Source organism: Salibacterium aidingense DSM 18341 (genome assembly GCF_000429685.1).
In the GTDB taxonomy this organism is placed as follows: Bacteria; Bacillota; Bacilli; order Bacillales; family Marinococcaceae; genus Salibacterium; species Salibacterium aidingense.
Window position 1 is genome coordinate 271235 of record NZ_AUCI01000002.1, and the last position, 15168, is coordinate 286402.

Consider the following 15168-nt stretch of genomic DNA (forward strand, 5'->3'; position numbering starts at 1 on the left):
GGTATAATATTTGGGAGAAAAAAGCAGAACTACTGATTCTCTCGTGAAGCGGTTATATGGTACAATCTGATTATTAGTGATGATTGGACATACTATTTGTCGAAAAAGCGGATGCTTTATCGACGCAGCTGCTATTCCAAACCGCCAGTGTTAAAGGGGGTGAATGGTTTGGATAAATCTTATACAGTCGTTCATTCTGCTGAAATGGCAGGGAGCCGGATGGAAGAAGAAATGGAAACAAAGGGGAAATCATGGAAAGATTACGTCATCCTGGCTAAAATGGGTATTGTAAATTCCAATCTAATAACAGTGTTTGCTGGCGTATTTCTGGCCTCTTTCTATACAGATTTCCCACTGATCCATAATCTGCATATATTGTTCTTAACTCTTATAGGTGCCGGGCTGGTGATGGCGGGAGGCTGTACTCTTAACAATTATATAGACAGGGATATCGACCCGGTGATGGAAAGAACAAAAGACAGACCGACAGTCACTGGAAAATTAAAGCCGTCCAATGTTTTAAGTGCTGGATTATTCGAAGCTGCTTTGGGCATTATGATATTAGGAGCTGTAGAACCGGCAGCGGCAGTTATTTCCATAGCGGGGCTTATCACCTACGTTTTAATATATACGATGTGGCTTAAACGGGTCTCTACATTAAATACGGTAGCTGGAAGCATTGCCGGAGCTGTTCCTCCTTTAATAGGGTGGGCGGCAGTAGATCCCGGACTTCACATTTACGCGTGGCTGTTGTTTTCCATTATGTTTATCTGGCAGCCCCCTCATTTTCTTGCGCTGGCAATGAAACGATGTGAAGAATACAGAGCAGCGGGGGTTCCCATGCTTCCCGTCGTGGCCGGCTTTGCTATGACAAAAAGACAGATAGTATTATATGTAGCCACTCTGCTTCCTATTTCACTGTTTTTATACGAATTCGGTGTCGTTTACACGGTGGCTGCCACCGTATTGGGAGCCGGCTGGCTCATCCTGGGAGCAGCTGGATTTAAGATGAAAGATGACGTGAAGTGGGCCCGTTTCATGTTTGTTTATTCTCTCAATTACATGACAATATTGTTTATAGTCATGGTTGTTGTTCATATTTGATAAAGAGCGGGAGAAAGGCCTCCAAAAGCCCCGGTTGTTTAAGACAGCCGAGCGGCCTTTCCCGCTGTTTTTTTCCAATAAGATGTAACATAGTGGGGAAAACAGCAGAAGATGAACAATAACTGTAGATTACTAAATAAAATAATTTACTTCATTTGGAAAGAGAGGTTTGATGATTCTATGAAAGGACGCATAGGATTATGGCGTTTTCTTCCTCTGACTGCCCTGTTCTTTTTGCTTGCAGGATGTGGGGAGGATCGTTTAACAGCTTTGGATCCATACGGCCCTCAGGCGCAATGGATACTGGACAACATGATTCTGAGCTTGTATGTCATGGCGTTAGTTATCATTGTTGTTTTTACCCTATTCTTTATTGCTGTCGTCAAGTTTAGAAGAAGACCCGGAGATGATGAAATACCAAAACAGGTGGAAGGCAGCAAGGTTCTGGAAATAACCTGGACCGTGATCCCTGTCATTCTGCTTGCAATTCTCGCTGTGCCAACAATCTGGGGTACATATTATATGGCGGAAGAAGCACCTGAAGCTGCCGGTTCAAGCGGCGGTGAACAGGAAAATGCTGAAGGAGAAGAAGGGGAAGACAGCGGAGAAGAACCGGAGAATGCCGAAGAAGCCGAAGAAGAAGGAGCTCTGGTTATCGATGTAACCGGTCACCAGTTTTGGTGGCAGTTTGATTATCCGGACGGCTTTTCTGCAGGGAATGAAGTATATATCCCAACCAATCAAAAAGTATGGTTTGATTTATCAGCCAGTGATGTAATCCACTCCTTCTGGGTTCCGGCCCTCGGTGGAAAAATCGATACCATTCCAGGGGTGGATAACAGCATGTGGCTGGAAGCGAATGAACCTGGAGTTTATAAAGGGAAGTGCGCGGAATTATGCGGACCCTCCCATGCATTGATGGATTTTAAAGTCATTGCCATGGAGCCAGAAGAATATGAAGCCTGGGAAGAATCGATGACAGGGCAAGAAGCTTCAGGCGAAGGGGAATCCTCGGAAGAAGAAGCTGCGGAAGAAGAGCAGTCTTCCGGGAATGAAGGCTCTGAAGAAGGGGATACCGCTGCCTCAGAAGGCCGTCAGGTATTTGAAGACCAGGGCTGTATTGGCTGTCACGCCGTCGAAGGACAGGGAACCGGACAGGGCCCCACATTATCGAACTTCGCGGATCGCGAGAAAATAGCTAATGTGCTTGATGTAAATAATGAAAACCTGGAGGGCTGGATTCGAAACCCTGATGACTTTAAACAGGGAAATAACATGCCGGCGTCTCCCGATATGAGCGACGAAGATATGGATGCAATTATTGAATTTCTCAACTCCTTAAGTGCAGAAGAGGATATGAATCAATAATAAAAGGAGGTCAATGACGTGGCAACAGAAACTGCTGCTAACAATAATAAAAGCGTATTGTGGGACTGGTTAACGACAGTCGACCATAAAAAGCTGGCCGTTTTGTATTTAATAGCCGGCGCCCTGTTTTTTATAAAAGCCGGCGCAATGGCAATTTTTATGCGGATTCAGTTGATGTCTGCGGAGAATACCTTTTTGAGCGGACAGACATTTAACGAATTTATAACCATGCACGGGACCATTATGCTCTTCTTAGCGGTTACCCCGTTGATATTTGCATTTATGAACTTTGCGGTCCCGTTACAGATCGGGGCCAGAGATGTTGCGTTTCCGTTTGTAAACGCGCTTGGTTTTTGGATTTTCTTTTTTGGTGGACTGCTTGTAAGTTTAAGCTGGTTTTTTGGAGGAGCTCCAGATGCGGGCTGGACGGCTTATGTCCCATTATCCAGCGGAGAATATGCAGATCTCGGATTGGATTTTTATGTACTGGGGCTGCAGATCAGTGGTTTGGGGACACTTATCTCTGCGATTAACTTTATCGTCACCATTATTAATATGAGGGCACCAGGGATGACCATGATGAGAATGCCTTTATTCTGCTGGACCGGTCTTGTTACTTCCATACTTATTGTATTTGCCTTCACTCCGCTTGCAGCAGGGCTGGCGCTGCTTATGCTGGACCGGATTTTTGGCGGCCAGTTCTTTATGCCGGATGCAGGAGGAAATCCTGTGCTTTGGCAGCACATTTTCTGGATTTTTGGTCACCCGGAAGTATATATTCTGGTTCTCCCTGCGTTTGGTATTATTTCGGAAGTAGTACCCGCATTCTCCAGAAAGCGTTTATTCGGCTACACCGCCATGGTATTTGCCACCCTTATCATTGCATTTCTTTCCTTTATGGTATGGGTGCACCACATGTTTACTGTTGGCATCGGTCCAATCACAAACTCCGTATTTGCGATTGCAACGATGGCCATCGGAGTGCCTACAGGTATTAAAATATTTAACTGGCTGTTTACGATGTGGGGCGGTAAAATTACATTTAATACAGCCATGCTGTGTGCGTCTTCCTTCGTTCCGACATTTGTCCTGGGCGGAGTAACCGGTGTCATGCTTGCGATGGTTCCGGTCGACTACTTATATCACGATACCTACTTCGTGGTTGCCCACTTCCACTATATTGTGGTCGGAGGTATTGCACTGGGACTGCTGGCAGGAACCTATTACTGGTATCCGAAAATGTTCGGTCACAAATTAAATGAAAAACTGGGACAATTAATGTTTTGGCTGTTTTATATTGGTTTTCATCTGACATTCTTTATTCAGCATATATTAGGCTTGATCGGTATGCCGAGACGGGTATTTACCTATCTTGAAGGCCAGGGCATGGAAACAATGAATTTGGTTTCGAGCATCGGGGCATTTATGATGGGAGCAGGCGTGGTGGTTCTCCTTATCAACATTGTCTACTCGGCATTCACCTCTGAACGAATTACTGTCAGAGACCCATGGGACGCCCGTACGCTGGAATGGTCGACCACCACTCCTGTACCGGAATATAATTTCGCCCAGACTCCGCAGGTTCGTTCGCTTGATCCATGGTTTTACGAAAAAGTGCATGGAGAAGGGTTAATGAAACCGGCCGAACCTATGGATGACATTCATATGCCTAATGGGTCTATTCTGCCGCTTACGATTGGGCTTGGCCTGTTTGTGTGGGGATTCGGCATGATTATGCTGGAAATGGCTAACCCGATTATCACACCATGGATTGTGATAGGCACCGGAGTTATTATTACCTTTGGATCGATGCTGCTTCATTCTATCCATGAAGATCATGGCTATCACATACCTCTTGATAAGATTAAAAAGATCGAAAAGGAGGTAGGCTAACATGTCTGATTCTGTTGATGTAAGTAAAGGACTGCCGCCAAATCCCGAGAAGGCAACATTGGAAGGGAAAAATAAATTCCTGGGATTTTGGGTGTTTCTCGGCGGCGAGACAATTATGTTTGCTACGTTTTTTGGGACGTTTCTGGGACTGCGGGAAGGCACGGCAGGGGGGCCGTCTGCGGAGGAATTATTCTCCCTGCCCTTGGTCTTTCTCATGACCATGCTCCTGTTGACAAGTTCCTTGACCAGTGTATTAGCAATGTTCTCCATGAAGAAAAACAACTTTAGAAATATGATCATTTTGACTGTCATTACCGTACTTCTTGGTTTTGGCTTTCTCGCATGTGAAATCTATGAGTTTTATGAATACGTTCATCACGGCGGACTTGGTTTCACTACAAGTGCCTTTGGCTCATCGTTTTACTCTCTGGTAGGACTGCATGGAGCCCACGTTACATTTGGTCTTTTCTGGTTTATCACGCTCATGATACGGTACAGCCGCACCGGAATCACACTGACCAATGCCCCCAAGTTTTATGTAGCGAGCCTGTACTGGCACTTCATTGACGTCGTCTGGGTATTTATCTTTACTGTTGTATATTTAATGTCGATAGGAGGTGCGTAAAAAATGTCGGATGATCTTTCCAAACCGTTTTCTCAAAGTGCTCTTTCCCATGAAGAAATCTTAAAAATAAACCGGGAAAGACGAATTCAGATTACAGCCTTTGCGTTCATGATCTTCTTGACTTTGCTTGCCTTTCTTGCCGTTGGAATGGAAATGGTAGAACCAGGGTTCACGATCCCGTTTATTCTGCTGCTTGCCGTTGTCCAGTTTGTCCTGCAGTTGTTCTACTTCATGCATCTGAAAGACAAAGATCATCAGTGGCCGAATGCTTTTATGATGACAGGAATTGTTGTTGCAACACCGGCTGTTATTGCGCTCGTTCTATTGCTTGGCGTGACGAAGTATTAAATGATGAGGACTGCTCCTTTCGCTGGCGGAAGGAGCAGTTTTACGTTCACTTGATCGTTATAGATCAGGGGAGTGAAACCTTATTCTTTCATGTATAATAGAAGCAGATCGAAGTAAAAGGAGGGAACAGCTGTGGCAGCAGATGATACCTCATCTCCGGAAAATCAGGGCAGGAGCAGGAGTCATGCATGGATTGCTGTTATTTTAACCGTTATCATCAACGGGCTTATTACGGTTTTATTTTTTATAGATGGGTACAACGGAGAAGTTGGATTTGATCTTACGATTCTGCCCATGCTGAATGCGATATTTAACAGTTTTACTACGGTGTTTTTAGTGAGCGCATTGTTTTTCATTCTTCGAAAAAATATAAAGATGCACCGTCGTTTTATTTATGCTGCTTTCACCAGTACTTCCCTGTTTTTGATTACCTATTTAATCTACCATTATCTTGCAGAGTCAACTGCCTATGGGGGAAGTGGATGGATAGCCGGCGTGTATTACTTTATACTCGTTTCCCATATTATCCTGGCTGCGGTTATCGTCCCTTTAGCTGTGATTACATTTTTACGAGGGATAAAATTTCAAGTGGCCAAACACCGGAAAATTGCGCGCCTGACTATGCCGTTATGGCTGTATGTCAGCATTACAGGCGTCATAGTTTACCTGATGATTTCCCCGTATTATTAACCGTTTTTGCGCATTGTGAATCGCATAAGCAAAGCAGGGGCGGCCCACAAAAAGGCTGTCCCTGCTTTTTTAGAAGATTAGAGTCGGTGTTTGAAAAATTGCCTGAAAACTGGCGCTGGCCGCGAAAGAGCGTCCCGTCTGCAGCAGAGGCGTTATTAAAGTCCCCTTCTTATTTAAATTTTGAAGTTCAGTTTAATAATGCCGGCTTCTCTGGCAGACGTAAAGGCGATCACACTGAGGGGGCCAACAATGAAACCAATCACCCCTAAAAGGGAGAGTCCTATATACAGTGAAATTAATGTTGCAAGAGCAGAGAGGCCGATATGGCTTCCCATAACTTTAGGTTCTACGGTACGGCGTATGACTAATAATACAATCGCGAGAACGAGAAGCTGGGTACCAAGAAGCAGATCTCCCGCGATAAAATGATAAAGAGACCATGGGGCCAGGACTGCAATCGAACCAATAATAGGTATAAAATCAATCAGCCAGATAATGATTGACATTAACAGTGCCACGTCGGGTGTAAATATATATAAACTGATCAAGGTGACAATAAAAATTATAATACTGACTAGAAATTGAGCCTTGAAAAAACCAAGAATGACATAGGAGAGCCGCGAGGTCATAAATTTGAATTTCTCAGCCGAATCCTCTGTCATAAACGAGTACATTTTTCTTTTTAACCGCGGCAGGTCCATAAGAAATAAAAACAGCGCGATTAAATAGACGAGCAGAGATACGATAAATCCGGGAATAGATGCGAGCATCCCGGGAATTTTATCAACATAGGACAGCAAGGTCTCTCTCGAACTTTCGAGACCGCTGATAATTTGAGCATTAATCTGTTCAATTGCTTCCGGAGGCAGATTCATGTCCTGGTAGGCCGTTTCAATTCTTGACTGCAGGCTTAAAAGGGCCTGATTCAAATCATTGACGTACTTTGGAAGATTATCAACGAAATATACGGCCTGCGAAACCACCTGGGTGATAATAAAGTATCCGCAAAGCGTAAGAATGAACAAGAAAAAGACAAAGACAATCATGACTGAGATACTGCGGGTTATATTTATTTTGTCATGTAAAAATCGGACCGCTGGAGATAAAAACAATGCCGTTAACAAGGCAAGAATAATGGGTCCGGATACGGGCAGAATAAAATAGGCTCCTGTTAAGAGCAGTAAAATCGTTGCGATTCGAAGCATTATTTTTTTGTTGAAAATCGACGGCACAGTCATGCTCCTTTCGACAAGTTCCCCTGTTTCAAACGAAATGTTACGATTCCTATTATAATATGGCAGCTGTAGATTGAACAGAAAAAAGCCTTTTTCGGTGTCAAGCCTCCGTAAACTCTTGTTTCCCGAACTACGGACCACGAACTGGTTCGGGCCTGCAGCGCAGACTCCTGAGACGCTGCGGCAGGTGCAGGGCCAGTCTCATCCCGGGGGTGGAAATGACGCTGTCCGTATTTCATTTTATAAAACAGTATTCCTAAAAAAACCGGAGAATTTTTATTCCTCCGGTTTATGTATAAGCAGATCACGCCTGTTCTGCTTCCACCAACTCGTTATAAACGTTCTCGATTTTCTGTTTACATTTATTGATGATTTTATCAGGAAAATCTTCATCATATTCTACACCGTGCGGGTAATAGTGACGCCCGAAAAATGGGGTGAGGAGACGGACCTCCGCGTCCTCTTTTGGAATTTCTCCCTGCACGGCGACAGCCTGAACACGTAAAAAGTAGGTGGCATCATCGGATTGATCAAGCAGCTTATAATCGAATGTTACTCTTTCATAATCCCACTGTCCTTCATGGATGAATCCGTTATTTTCCATAATTCTTGTTAAACGTCCAAAATTAAATTCTTTTCCGTGAAAGTCATAATCTTCGATTTTCATATTGAACCTCCTGCTTTCTGCATCTATATCAACTAGTTTAATCATAATACGAAAAATTAGAAGATGCAACGCTATTATAGAAGGAATAGGAATAAGGAAGGGAAGTATAGTACATAGTAAAGAGTGATAAACGATAAGGAGGGTATAGAATGAAAAACATTCAAGAAGTAATGACGAGTGATGTAGAAACATGCAGACCAGAGGACACGGTACTGGAAGCTGCGAAAAAAATGAAAGAATACCATATTGGATCTATCCCTGTTACTCAGGATCGTAATTTAATGGGGATGATTACAGACCGGGATATTGTCGTTCGCTGCCTTGCAGAAGGAAAAACGGAATCCGCCAACGTGTCCGATGTGATGAGTTCCAATATTATAACGGCCGAACCAGACATGGATGTACAGGAAGCGGCGCGAATGATGGCCGAGAAGCAGATTCGGCGTCTGCCTATTGTAGAAAACCAACAGCTTGCCGGCATTGTCGCATTAAAGGACTTAGCAGTTGATGAAGGAACAGATTCCCAGGCTTCTTTTGCCTTGAATGAAATTTCGGAGCGGCCGGAAGTACATCACTAGAAAAGGAGAAGCCCGCAGCGGACCCGGCCGATCGCCGGGTCTTTTAATTAGACCTGGATATGATAAAGAAAGTACCGGATCCATAAGCGATAAGCTCAGACTGATCATCATACACTCGGCCTTCCATAACTATCGTGCTGTTTCCTTTAGAGACCATTTTTACTTCAGCCCTTAAAAACGATCCTTTCCCGGGTTTTACATAATTAATTTTCATTTCCATCGTCACCGAAATACATCCTTCAGGGACCATTTCATTGGCTGCTCCTCCCATCGAGGTATCCAGGAGCGTGGCTGTTATTCCACCATGAACCATTTGAAGCGGGTTTTCTAAACCGGGATGGACAGGAATAACAACCTCGTATACATTGTCTTCCCGCCAGCGTCTCCGGGTCTGAAGGAAGCTGCCGATAAACGAGTGGTATTGGTTGTTTCTTTTTCCCTGCCATCCGTTTATCATGTGAGACAAAACTTCTAGTTCTTCTTCGGAAGCTTCTTCAATAAATGCAGTAAATTTAGTTTGAAGCTCTTGTTTGGAATAGGACATCTGCTAAAGCAACCCTTCTACTTCGGAAATTATTCAGACAACGTTTATTTTACCGCAGCCGGGAGCGAAAAGAAACCGAAAAAATAGGCGAACGACTCAAAGGCTGCTGCGTAGAATGAAAACAAATACAGGAATGCAGGAGGTGTTTGAAGAATGAACGATTCCATTCCAGCTTCTATTTATGAGTTCAGGGAATTCCTTTATAAACATCCTGAGCTTATTAAAGAAGTACGAGAGGGAAAACAAACCTGGAACCAGCTTTATCAGGATTGGGTCGTGCTGGGGGAAGATCACGAACAATGGGCTTCTTACCGCATTTCTGACGAGGATAAAAAGGACATTGTAAAGAATGATAACACAGATTCCCTGTCGACAATCATAAAAACACTGGGGCAAATAAACATTGAAGACTTACAGAAGCAAATATCGCAATTCAGCGGAATGATGGGGAATGTGCAGCAGGTTCTGCAGCACTTTCAAAAGCCTTCCGCTCCGCCCAGACCTCCTCATGATCCATTTTCCTTCCGTGGATTTTAAGAAGGAGGGGTAAGGTGCACCCGGAATGTTATACATTTATTCAATCGAAGCCGGAATATCGAACATTTATACGTTTTCACCCCAGTTGGTACAGGAAGCTGAATAAACATCCAGAGCTGCTGCCGCAGTTTATTGAAGCTTCACGGGAATATCATGGCCAGACTTTTCCCCAGCGTTTGGAAAAATGGCAGAAAAACGCTCAGTTCCTCTCCATGGTAATGCAGTTATTTACAACTAAATAATTTCGTTTAAAAACCTTTCTTTGCTGCATACTACCATAGCAAAGGGAGGTTTTTGAATTGCATAAATTATGGATCTGTACGTGCAGCATCTTAATGGTTGTCGTGTTATTTTTTCAGCAGACAGGCGAAGCGGTGGAAGAGAACGAAAGCCTTCATGTTAAAACAATACCGGTGCAGAGTGAAACTAAACAAAAAATGGAGGATTGGACTCTCCAGTATAAAATAAAAAATCAAGATTTATTTGTGGAATGCATCGTACCTGAATTTTCCTTATCAAAAAAGGAGAAAGAAGGACATGGGTATTTACTGGTAAAAATGAATGGAGAAACTGCTGCTCACATGGGACAGGCGGCATTTGTGATGAAAAATTTACCGGCAGGAAAGCATACTATTAAGGTGCAGCCGGTTTCCTATGATGGAAATACAAAAAAAGATGCTGTTACTTTTGAAGTGGAAGTTCCTTCCTCTTAAAACAGTTCTTCAATTGCAGGGCTGCAGCATGTTACAATAATGGAACGGAGGTGTTCCTATGTCTGCAGTTATTTCAACGCCTGTGGATCTACTTGAAGAGTCTTCCCAACTTGGACAAATTATTCTTCAGTCCGACGTTTTTATAGAGTACCTCAACGCCAGGGACCGCATGGAAAACGACAACGAAGCGCAGCGGCTGATCACTGAATTTGCGGAAGCAAAAGATAAATATGAAGAAGTACAGCGTTTCGGCAAATATCACCCTGATTATAAAACCATTTCTAAAGAGGTCAGATCGGTAAAAAGGGAAATGGATATGCATGACTCTGTGGCTGATTTCAGGAGAGCGGAGAGAGCGCTTGAGGAACTGCTTAATGAAGTTTGCGGAGAAGTCGCAGGGATTGTGTCCCCGACTATCAAGCTGCCTGGAAATAACCCTTATTTTGAAAATGCCGGTTCAGGGTCTTGCGGAACCGGCGGCGGCTGCGGTGCCGGGGGAAGCTGCGGCTGTTCTTGAGCTTCTGGGCCGCTGCTATTCGCACCGGATCGGAGAAAATCTGCCGGCAGGGCCCAGCTATGCCATAGAAACTTGGAAAGCAAAAAAGAACTTAACCCGGAACCACCCGGGTTAAGTTCTTTTTATTGGAGAACTAAAAATGAAAAAAGAGCTTGGGACAAAAGAAAAATGGAATGGGAAAACGAAAAAATCAGTTCGTCACGATGCCCGTCAGGACGACTTCCTCAGGAGGTGGGGACTTCTGCGTCGTGCCCAAAACGTGCGCGGTATTAGCAGAACTTCCTCTTTTTATAGCCGTTCCTCTTTTATTCGAGCCGTATCCTCGGAAAGCAGAGTATGTTTGACCCAGCGATAAATAGGGATATACAAAACCTCCCGAAGGATCTATAAACCGTTCGGGAGGTTTTTATCTTGTCTCGGCCTCTTTTTGCACTGATAAATGGTTCCAGTACGTTATCGGATGCAGCAGCGGCTGCATCGTTTTCTTTTTTCTATTTCCGTTGGGCCATCTTTCTCCAGCGTATTTAAAGTTTTTCTAAATGCCGATGTATTAAAGCAAGAATGGAGCGGCGGGTCATGATACCCATAAACGCATTTTCATCGTCTTCTATACATACAAAAGGATGGTTAATGGAGAGCATCAGCGCTTTACCAAAAGTCTCATCCTGTTTCATTCGTGGGACTTTGGAGGTCATAACATCGGAAACGGAATAATCATGAAGGCGGTCCATTTCAATTCGTTCCATCCCCAGTATGGAGTCCAGGATTTGTGCTTTTCCAACCTGTCCCTGTACCTTATACTCTCTGTCCAGTACCGGGATAGCTGTATAGCCGGATTTTATCAGGACCAGCAGAGCATGATCAAGAGGGTGGTTGGACTGAACATGAGCTACTTTTTCTTGTGAAATCATCAATTGACTTATCTCATGGTCGGTGATCTGACTGTTTTTTAATGTTTGTAACAACATTATCACTTACTTTCTTTTTAAATAAAATTTGGTAAAAGAAAGCGGCCCGAACTTGATGCGGAATCGTACTTAACTTTTCAACCCAATTTAATAGTAGAGGGAGACGGGGTATATGTCAAGTTAAATGTAAGCGTTTTCTTTGTATAATCATGGAAAAATTTATTTCCTCATGTTAAAGGCAGCGTTAAGCTGTCCGCGAAGCATACGTTCCCGCAGTTCTTTTTTTGGAAGTTTTTTCTGTTCCATCCGTCTGATGTCAAATGTCTGCATTCCATCTTCCATTTTATCGGCAATATCAATCAAACGTTCCACGTCATCAAAGGAGTATTTGCGAGTTCCCCCTTTGGTACGTTCGGGAAATATAAGTTTTCTCTCTTCATAATAGCGGATTTTTCGTTCGGACAATCCGGTTAATTCGCTTATTACACCTATCGTAATAACTTTTTTATCTTTATAAGAGGACATAAAACATGCGCTCCTTTTTCCATACTAGCGTTTCTTATGTACAAATATATCACATTAAAATGAAAAATAAATCATTAATGTTAGAAAAACTAACATTTCAAAATAGAAAAACTAACATTGGAAGGTGGAATTCTTACGAACTGCAGAAGGGAGGATGGATAAATAGATATGGCTGGGAGAACAAACCTAAAAAAGGTTATAATAAAAGGGAAACTGGGTACGGAGAGGATGAAAGAAATGGATATAACCAAAGGATTAATCGAAAGACGGACCATTTATAAGTTTAAAAAGAAGGACGTTTCTCCAGCTGTCATTAAAAGAGCTTTGAATTGCGCTGTTCATGCACCAAATCATAAAATGACGGAACCCTGGCACTTCTACGTCCTGCAGGGAAAAGCAAAAGAAAAACTGGCGCAGCGAAAAAAAGAATTAAAATGGGAAGGTTTTTTTGACAGAAATTCAGAACATACCCGTAACGCAGGAGAAGCTGCCTATACGTATATTAATAACCTTCCCTGGGTAGTCGTGGTTACGACTCACCGATACAGTGTGGACCCTGTTCGTGAAAAAGAAGATTATGCGGCCACCTGCTGTGCGATTCAGAATTTTATGCTTGCTGCCTGGGCAGAAGGCATAGGGACGAAATGGTCAACCGGCCAACTCGTGCAAGACAGGAAGGTAAAGGATATTATCGGCGCCGGGGAAGAAGAAATGATAGCAGGAGTGATCTATCTTGGGTATGCTGAGGAAATACCAGTTGCGAAAACGCGCAGCAGACGCGGCAGTATCAGCTGGGTGGATGGAACGGAGTGACAAGGATGAAGAAAATATTGGTGACAGGAATGGTTCTATTTTTGACGGCAGTTATTTCAGGTTTTTTTATCCCGGTACAGCTGAGCGCTCCTCCGGACGTAAGAGTCATTGTAGACCATACTAATCAGATCTATGCCTCGCCGCCTTGTTTTAATGAAGCTCAATTAAGTAATTATTTACAGGAATCGGATTATGGAGAAGCTAAAGAGCTGGATTATGAACCAGAATCCACCTGTACTTCAGCAAGCTTAATAGAGGAGGATGTAACGATGAACGCCGCTCTGCTGAAACTTGCAGGAGTGATGAAAAGCAAATGGAGCGATGAAATGTGGAAGTCTTAATTACATAGAACGTATAAGAATGATCGCTGGATAAGGAGTGTATGGCGCATAAGAAAGCCTGAGCCGTTTATATACACAGGCAATGGGTGTGATAATGAAAAAACAGCTTTGTTCGCTTCCGGGTCGTATGATAAGCTAATATTTGTGAAATGGCGAGAGAGTAAACAATAAATACGCTATAGGAGTTGTAATGAGAGAGATGAAAGTAGCTAAATTTGGAGGCAGTTCACTGGCAAGTGCGGAACAGATTAAAAAAGTATCCGACATCATTACTGCTGACCAGGAGAGGAAGTTTGTAGTCGTTTCTGCTCCGGGAAAAAGGAATGACGAGGATACGAAAGTCACCGATCTGTTAATAGAACTTGGCGAAACATTTTTAGAAAATGGAAGTGCGGAAGATACGCTTCAAAAAGTAGTGGCCCGCTACCGCAGTATTGCAGACGGACTTGGGCTCAGTGAGGATATTGTGAAAACCATTGTAGATGATTTAAGAAGCCGTCTGGCCTACGATACCTCCAATAGTGGAAGGTTTATGGATCAAATCAAAGCAAGCGGGGAAGATAATAATGCTAAAATTATCGCCCGGTATCTGCAGAGTATAGGATTTATCGCTGATTATATTCATCCCCAGGAAGCCGGCCTGCTGGTCAGTGATACCCCGGGAAATGCTCAGATACTCGATGAAGCCTATGAGCATTTATACACATTAAGAGAAAGGGATGGCATCCTGATTATCCCCGGGTTCTTTGGATTTTCAAAAGAGGGCCGTCTGGTGACGTTTCCACGCGGGGGCTCCGACATCACCGGGTCGATTGTAGCGGCCGGGGTACAGGCGGAACTTTATGAAAACTTTACGGACGTGGACTCGGTTTTTGCCGCCAATCCAACAGTCGTGGATAGTCCCTGCTCCATTAAACGAATGACGTTTCGAGAAATGCGGGAACTTTCTTATGCAGGTTTCGGTGTCTTTCACGATGAAGCGCTCATCCCTGCATTCAAAAGTAATATACCTGTGTGTGTAAAAAACACAAACAATCCTTCCGCAAGTGGAACCATGATTATAAATGAACGTGAATATGCAATGAATCCGGTCATTGGAATTGCTGCTGATAAAGGCTTCAGTACGATTTATGTTCGTAAGTATTTAATGAACCGGGAAGTTGGTTTCGGCCGCAGGCTTTTACAAATTATCGAAGATGAAGGTGTTTCCTATGAACACATCCCATCCGGAATTGATGATACATCTGTCATTTTGGAGAATGACCAGCTCACTCCCGAAAAGGAAGATAGAATCATCCACCGGATTCTTCATGAGCTCGGGGCGGATGATGCTTACATTGAAAAAGATTTTGCTATGATTATGCTGGTTGGAGAAGGAATGCATGAAACCGTTGGAATCGCGGCAAGAGCAACCAAAGCGATTTCAGAGCAGGACGTCAATATTGAAATGATTAATCAGGGCTCCTCGGAAGTTTCGCTTTCTTTCGGCATACACGATGCCGATGTTGATAAAGCGATACGCGGCTTATACGAAGAGTTTTTCAGTACAAAAGAAGTTCTTCAATAAAAAGGAAAGGAACTGGGACACCCGAATATTTCGTAGGTGGAACAAGCGAAGTGCCAGTGGGAACAGCACATGTGTCGAGACCCCGCAGGAGGCGGGTCAGATCGGCGCCCGCCAGGATGTGCCGCCCTTAGCCGATCCTCCTTTTTCAAACCGGGCCCGGGCAAAGAAGACACAACGACCAAAGGGAGTTGGAGG

At 43.7% G+C, this 15168-nt stretch carries 20 protein-coding genes; 15 read left to right on the plus strand and 5 right to left on the minus strand.

The window, feature by feature from the left end; genetic code table 11:
• Nucleotides 1-204 precede the first annotated feature (204 nt).
• From cyoE to G475_RS0103615, 6 genes are all read left to right on the plus strand, one after another.
• Nucleotides 205-1104 (plus strand): heme o synthase, encoded by a 900-nt coding sequence (gene cyoE, locus G475_RS0103590; protein ID WP_084413980.1) that lies wholly within the window; start codon nucleotides 205-207, stop codon nucleotides 1102-1104.
• A gap of 180 nt (nucleotides 1105-1284) precedes the next feature.
• The gene (gene coxB, locus G475_RS0103595) at nucleotides 1285-2472 is read left to right on the plus strand and encodes a cytochrome c oxidase subunit II (RefSeq protein ID WP_026700098.1); all 1188 of its coding nucleotides are present in this window, start codon (nucleotides 1285-1287) and stop codon (nucleotides 2470-2472) included.
• A gap of 18 nt (nucleotides 2473-2490) precedes the next feature.
• Entirely contained in the window at nucleotides 2491-4365 is a 1875-nt protein-coding gene (ctaD, locus tag G475_RS0103600; RefSeq protein WP_026700099.1) for a cytochrome c oxidase subunit I, read from the plus strand.
• Nucleotide 4366: 1 nt separating this feature from the next.
• Nucleotides 4367-4990: a cytochrome (ubi)quinol oxidase subunit III gene (locus G475_RS0103605; protein ID WP_026700100.1), complete on the plus strand. Its 624-nt coding sequence runs from the start codon at nucleotides 4367-4369 to the stop codon at nucleotides 4988-4990.
• A 3-nt stretch (nucleotides 4991-4993) separates the two neighbouring features.
• A complete protein-coding gene (locus G475_RS0103610; RefSeq protein ID WP_026700101.1) occupies nucleotides 4994-5338 on the plus strand; it encodes a cytochrome C oxidase subunit IV family protein in 345 nt (114 codons plus the stop codon).
• A gap of 132 nt (nucleotides 5339-5470) precedes the next feature.
• Complete coding sequence (locus G475_RS0103615) at nucleotides 5471-6028, plus strand: DUF420 domain-containing protein (RefSeq protein WP_026700102.1); 558 nt, start codon at nucleotides 5471-5473, stop codon at nucleotides 6026-6028.
• 173 nt (nucleotides 6029-6201) lie between these two features.
• Here G475_RS0103615 and ytvI read toward each other — a convergent pair whose 3' ends face one another.
• Entirely contained in the window at nucleotides 6202-7260 is a 1059-nt protein-coding gene (ytvI, locus tag G475_RS0103620; protein ID WP_026700103.1) for a sporulation integral membrane protein YtvI, read from the minus strand.
• 307 nt (nucleotides 7261-7567) lie between these two features.
• Nucleotides 7568-7930 (minus strand): YugN family protein, encoded by a 363-nt coding sequence (locus G475_RS0103630; RefSeq protein ID WP_026700105.1) that lies wholly within the window; start codon nucleotides 7928-7930, stop codon nucleotides 7568-7570.
• A gap of 149 nt (nucleotides 7931-8079) precedes the next feature.
• On the opposite strand from G475_RS0103630, the gene G475_RS0103635 reads away from it, so the two are divergent.
• The gene (locus tag G475_RS0103635) at nucleotides 8080-8508 is read left to right on the plus strand and encodes a CBS domain-containing protein (RefSeq protein WP_026700106.1); all 429 of its coding nucleotides are present in this window, start codon (nucleotides 8080-8082) and stop codon (nucleotides 8506-8508) included.
• 43 nt (nucleotides 8509-8551) lie between these two features.
• On the opposite strand, the gene G475_RS0103640 is transcribed toward G475_RS0103635, so the two are convergent.
• Nucleotides 8552-9052, minus strand: a complete 501-nt coding sequence (locus G475_RS0103640; protein WP_026700107.1) for a PaaI family thioesterase — start codon at nucleotides 9050-9052, stop codon at nucleotides 8552-8554.
• A 153-nt stretch (nucleotides 9053-9205) separates the two neighbouring features.
• On the opposite strand from G475_RS0103640, the gene G475_RS0103645 reads away from it, so the two are divergent.
• From G475_RS0103645 to G475_RS0103665, 5 genes are all read left to right on the plus strand, one after another.
• On the plus strand, nucleotides 9206-9589 hold the full coding sequence (locus G475_RS0103645) for a YlbD family protein (protein ID WP_026700108.1): 384 nt from the start codon (nucleotides 9206-9208) through the stop codon (nucleotides 9587-9589).
• 14 nt (nucleotides 9590-9603) lie between these two features.
• Nucleotides 9604-9831, plus strand: coding sequence for a YlbE-like family protein (locus tag G475_RS24180; protein WP_035710070.1), 228 nt, complete (start codon nucleotides 9604-9606; stop codon nucleotides 9829-9831).
• Between the two features lie 57 nt (nucleotides 9832-9888).
• On the plus strand, nucleotides 9889-10302 hold the full coding sequence (locus tag G475_RS0103655) for a hypothetical protein (RefSeq protein WP_026700109.1): 414 nt from the start codon (nucleotides 9889-9891) through the stop codon (nucleotides 10300-10302).
• Nucleotides 10303-10360: 58 nt separating this feature from the next.
• Nucleotides 10361-10819: a YlbF family regulator gene (locus tag G475_RS0103660; protein WP_026700110.1), complete on the plus strand. Its 459-nt coding sequence runs from the start codon at nucleotides 10361-10363 to the stop codon at nucleotides 10817-10819.
• A 139-nt stretch (nucleotides 10820-10958) separates the two neighbouring features.
• Nucleotides 10959-11174, plus strand: coding sequence for a hypothetical protein (locus tag G475_RS0103665; protein ID WP_026700111.1), 216 nt, complete (start codon nucleotides 10959-10961; stop codon nucleotides 11172-11174).
• 169 nt (nucleotides 11175-11343) lie between these two features.
• On the opposite strand, the gene cbpB is transcribed toward G475_RS0103665, so the two are convergent.
• Together cbpB and G475_RS0103680 are read right to left on the minus strand one after the other, a co-directional pair.
• Nucleotides 11344-11787, minus strand: a complete 444-nt coding sequence (gene cbpB / locus G475_RS0103675) for a cyclic-di-AMP-binding protein CbpB (protein WP_035710075.1) — start codon at nucleotides 11785-11787, stop codon at nucleotides 11344-11346.
• 159 nt (nucleotides 11788-11946) lie between these two features.
• The gene (locus tag G475_RS0103680; RefSeq protein WP_026700113.1) at nucleotides 11947-12252 is read right to left on the minus strand and encodes a MerR family transcriptional regulator; all 306 of its coding nucleotides are present in this window, start codon (nucleotides 12250-12252) and stop codon (nucleotides 11947-11949) included.
• A 237-nt stretch (nucleotides 12253-12489) separates the two neighbouring features.
• Between G475_RS0103680 and G475_RS0103685 the strand changes: the two genes are divergently transcribed.
• The 3 genes from G475_RS0103685 (at nucleotide 12490) to G475_RS0103695 (ending at nucleotide 14973) form a co-directional block, all read left to right on the plus strand.
• A complete protein-coding gene (locus G475_RS0103685; protein WP_169728507.1) occupies nucleotides 12490-13065 on the plus strand; it encodes a nitroreductase family protein in 576 nt (191 codons plus the stop codon).
• 5 nt (nucleotides 13066-13070) lie between these two features.
• Nucleotides 13071-13406, plus strand: coding sequence for a hypothetical protein (locus G475_RS0103690; protein ID WP_026700115.1), 336 nt, complete (start codon nucleotides 13071-13073; stop codon nucleotides 13404-13406).
• 199 nt (nucleotides 13407-13605) lie between these two features.
• Complete coding sequence (locus G475_RS0103695) at nucleotides 13606-14973, plus strand: aspartate kinase (protein WP_026700116.1); 1368 nt, start codon at nucleotides 13606-13608, stop codon at nucleotides 14971-14973.
• The last annotated feature ends 195 nt before the right edge of the window (nucleotides 14974-15168 follow it).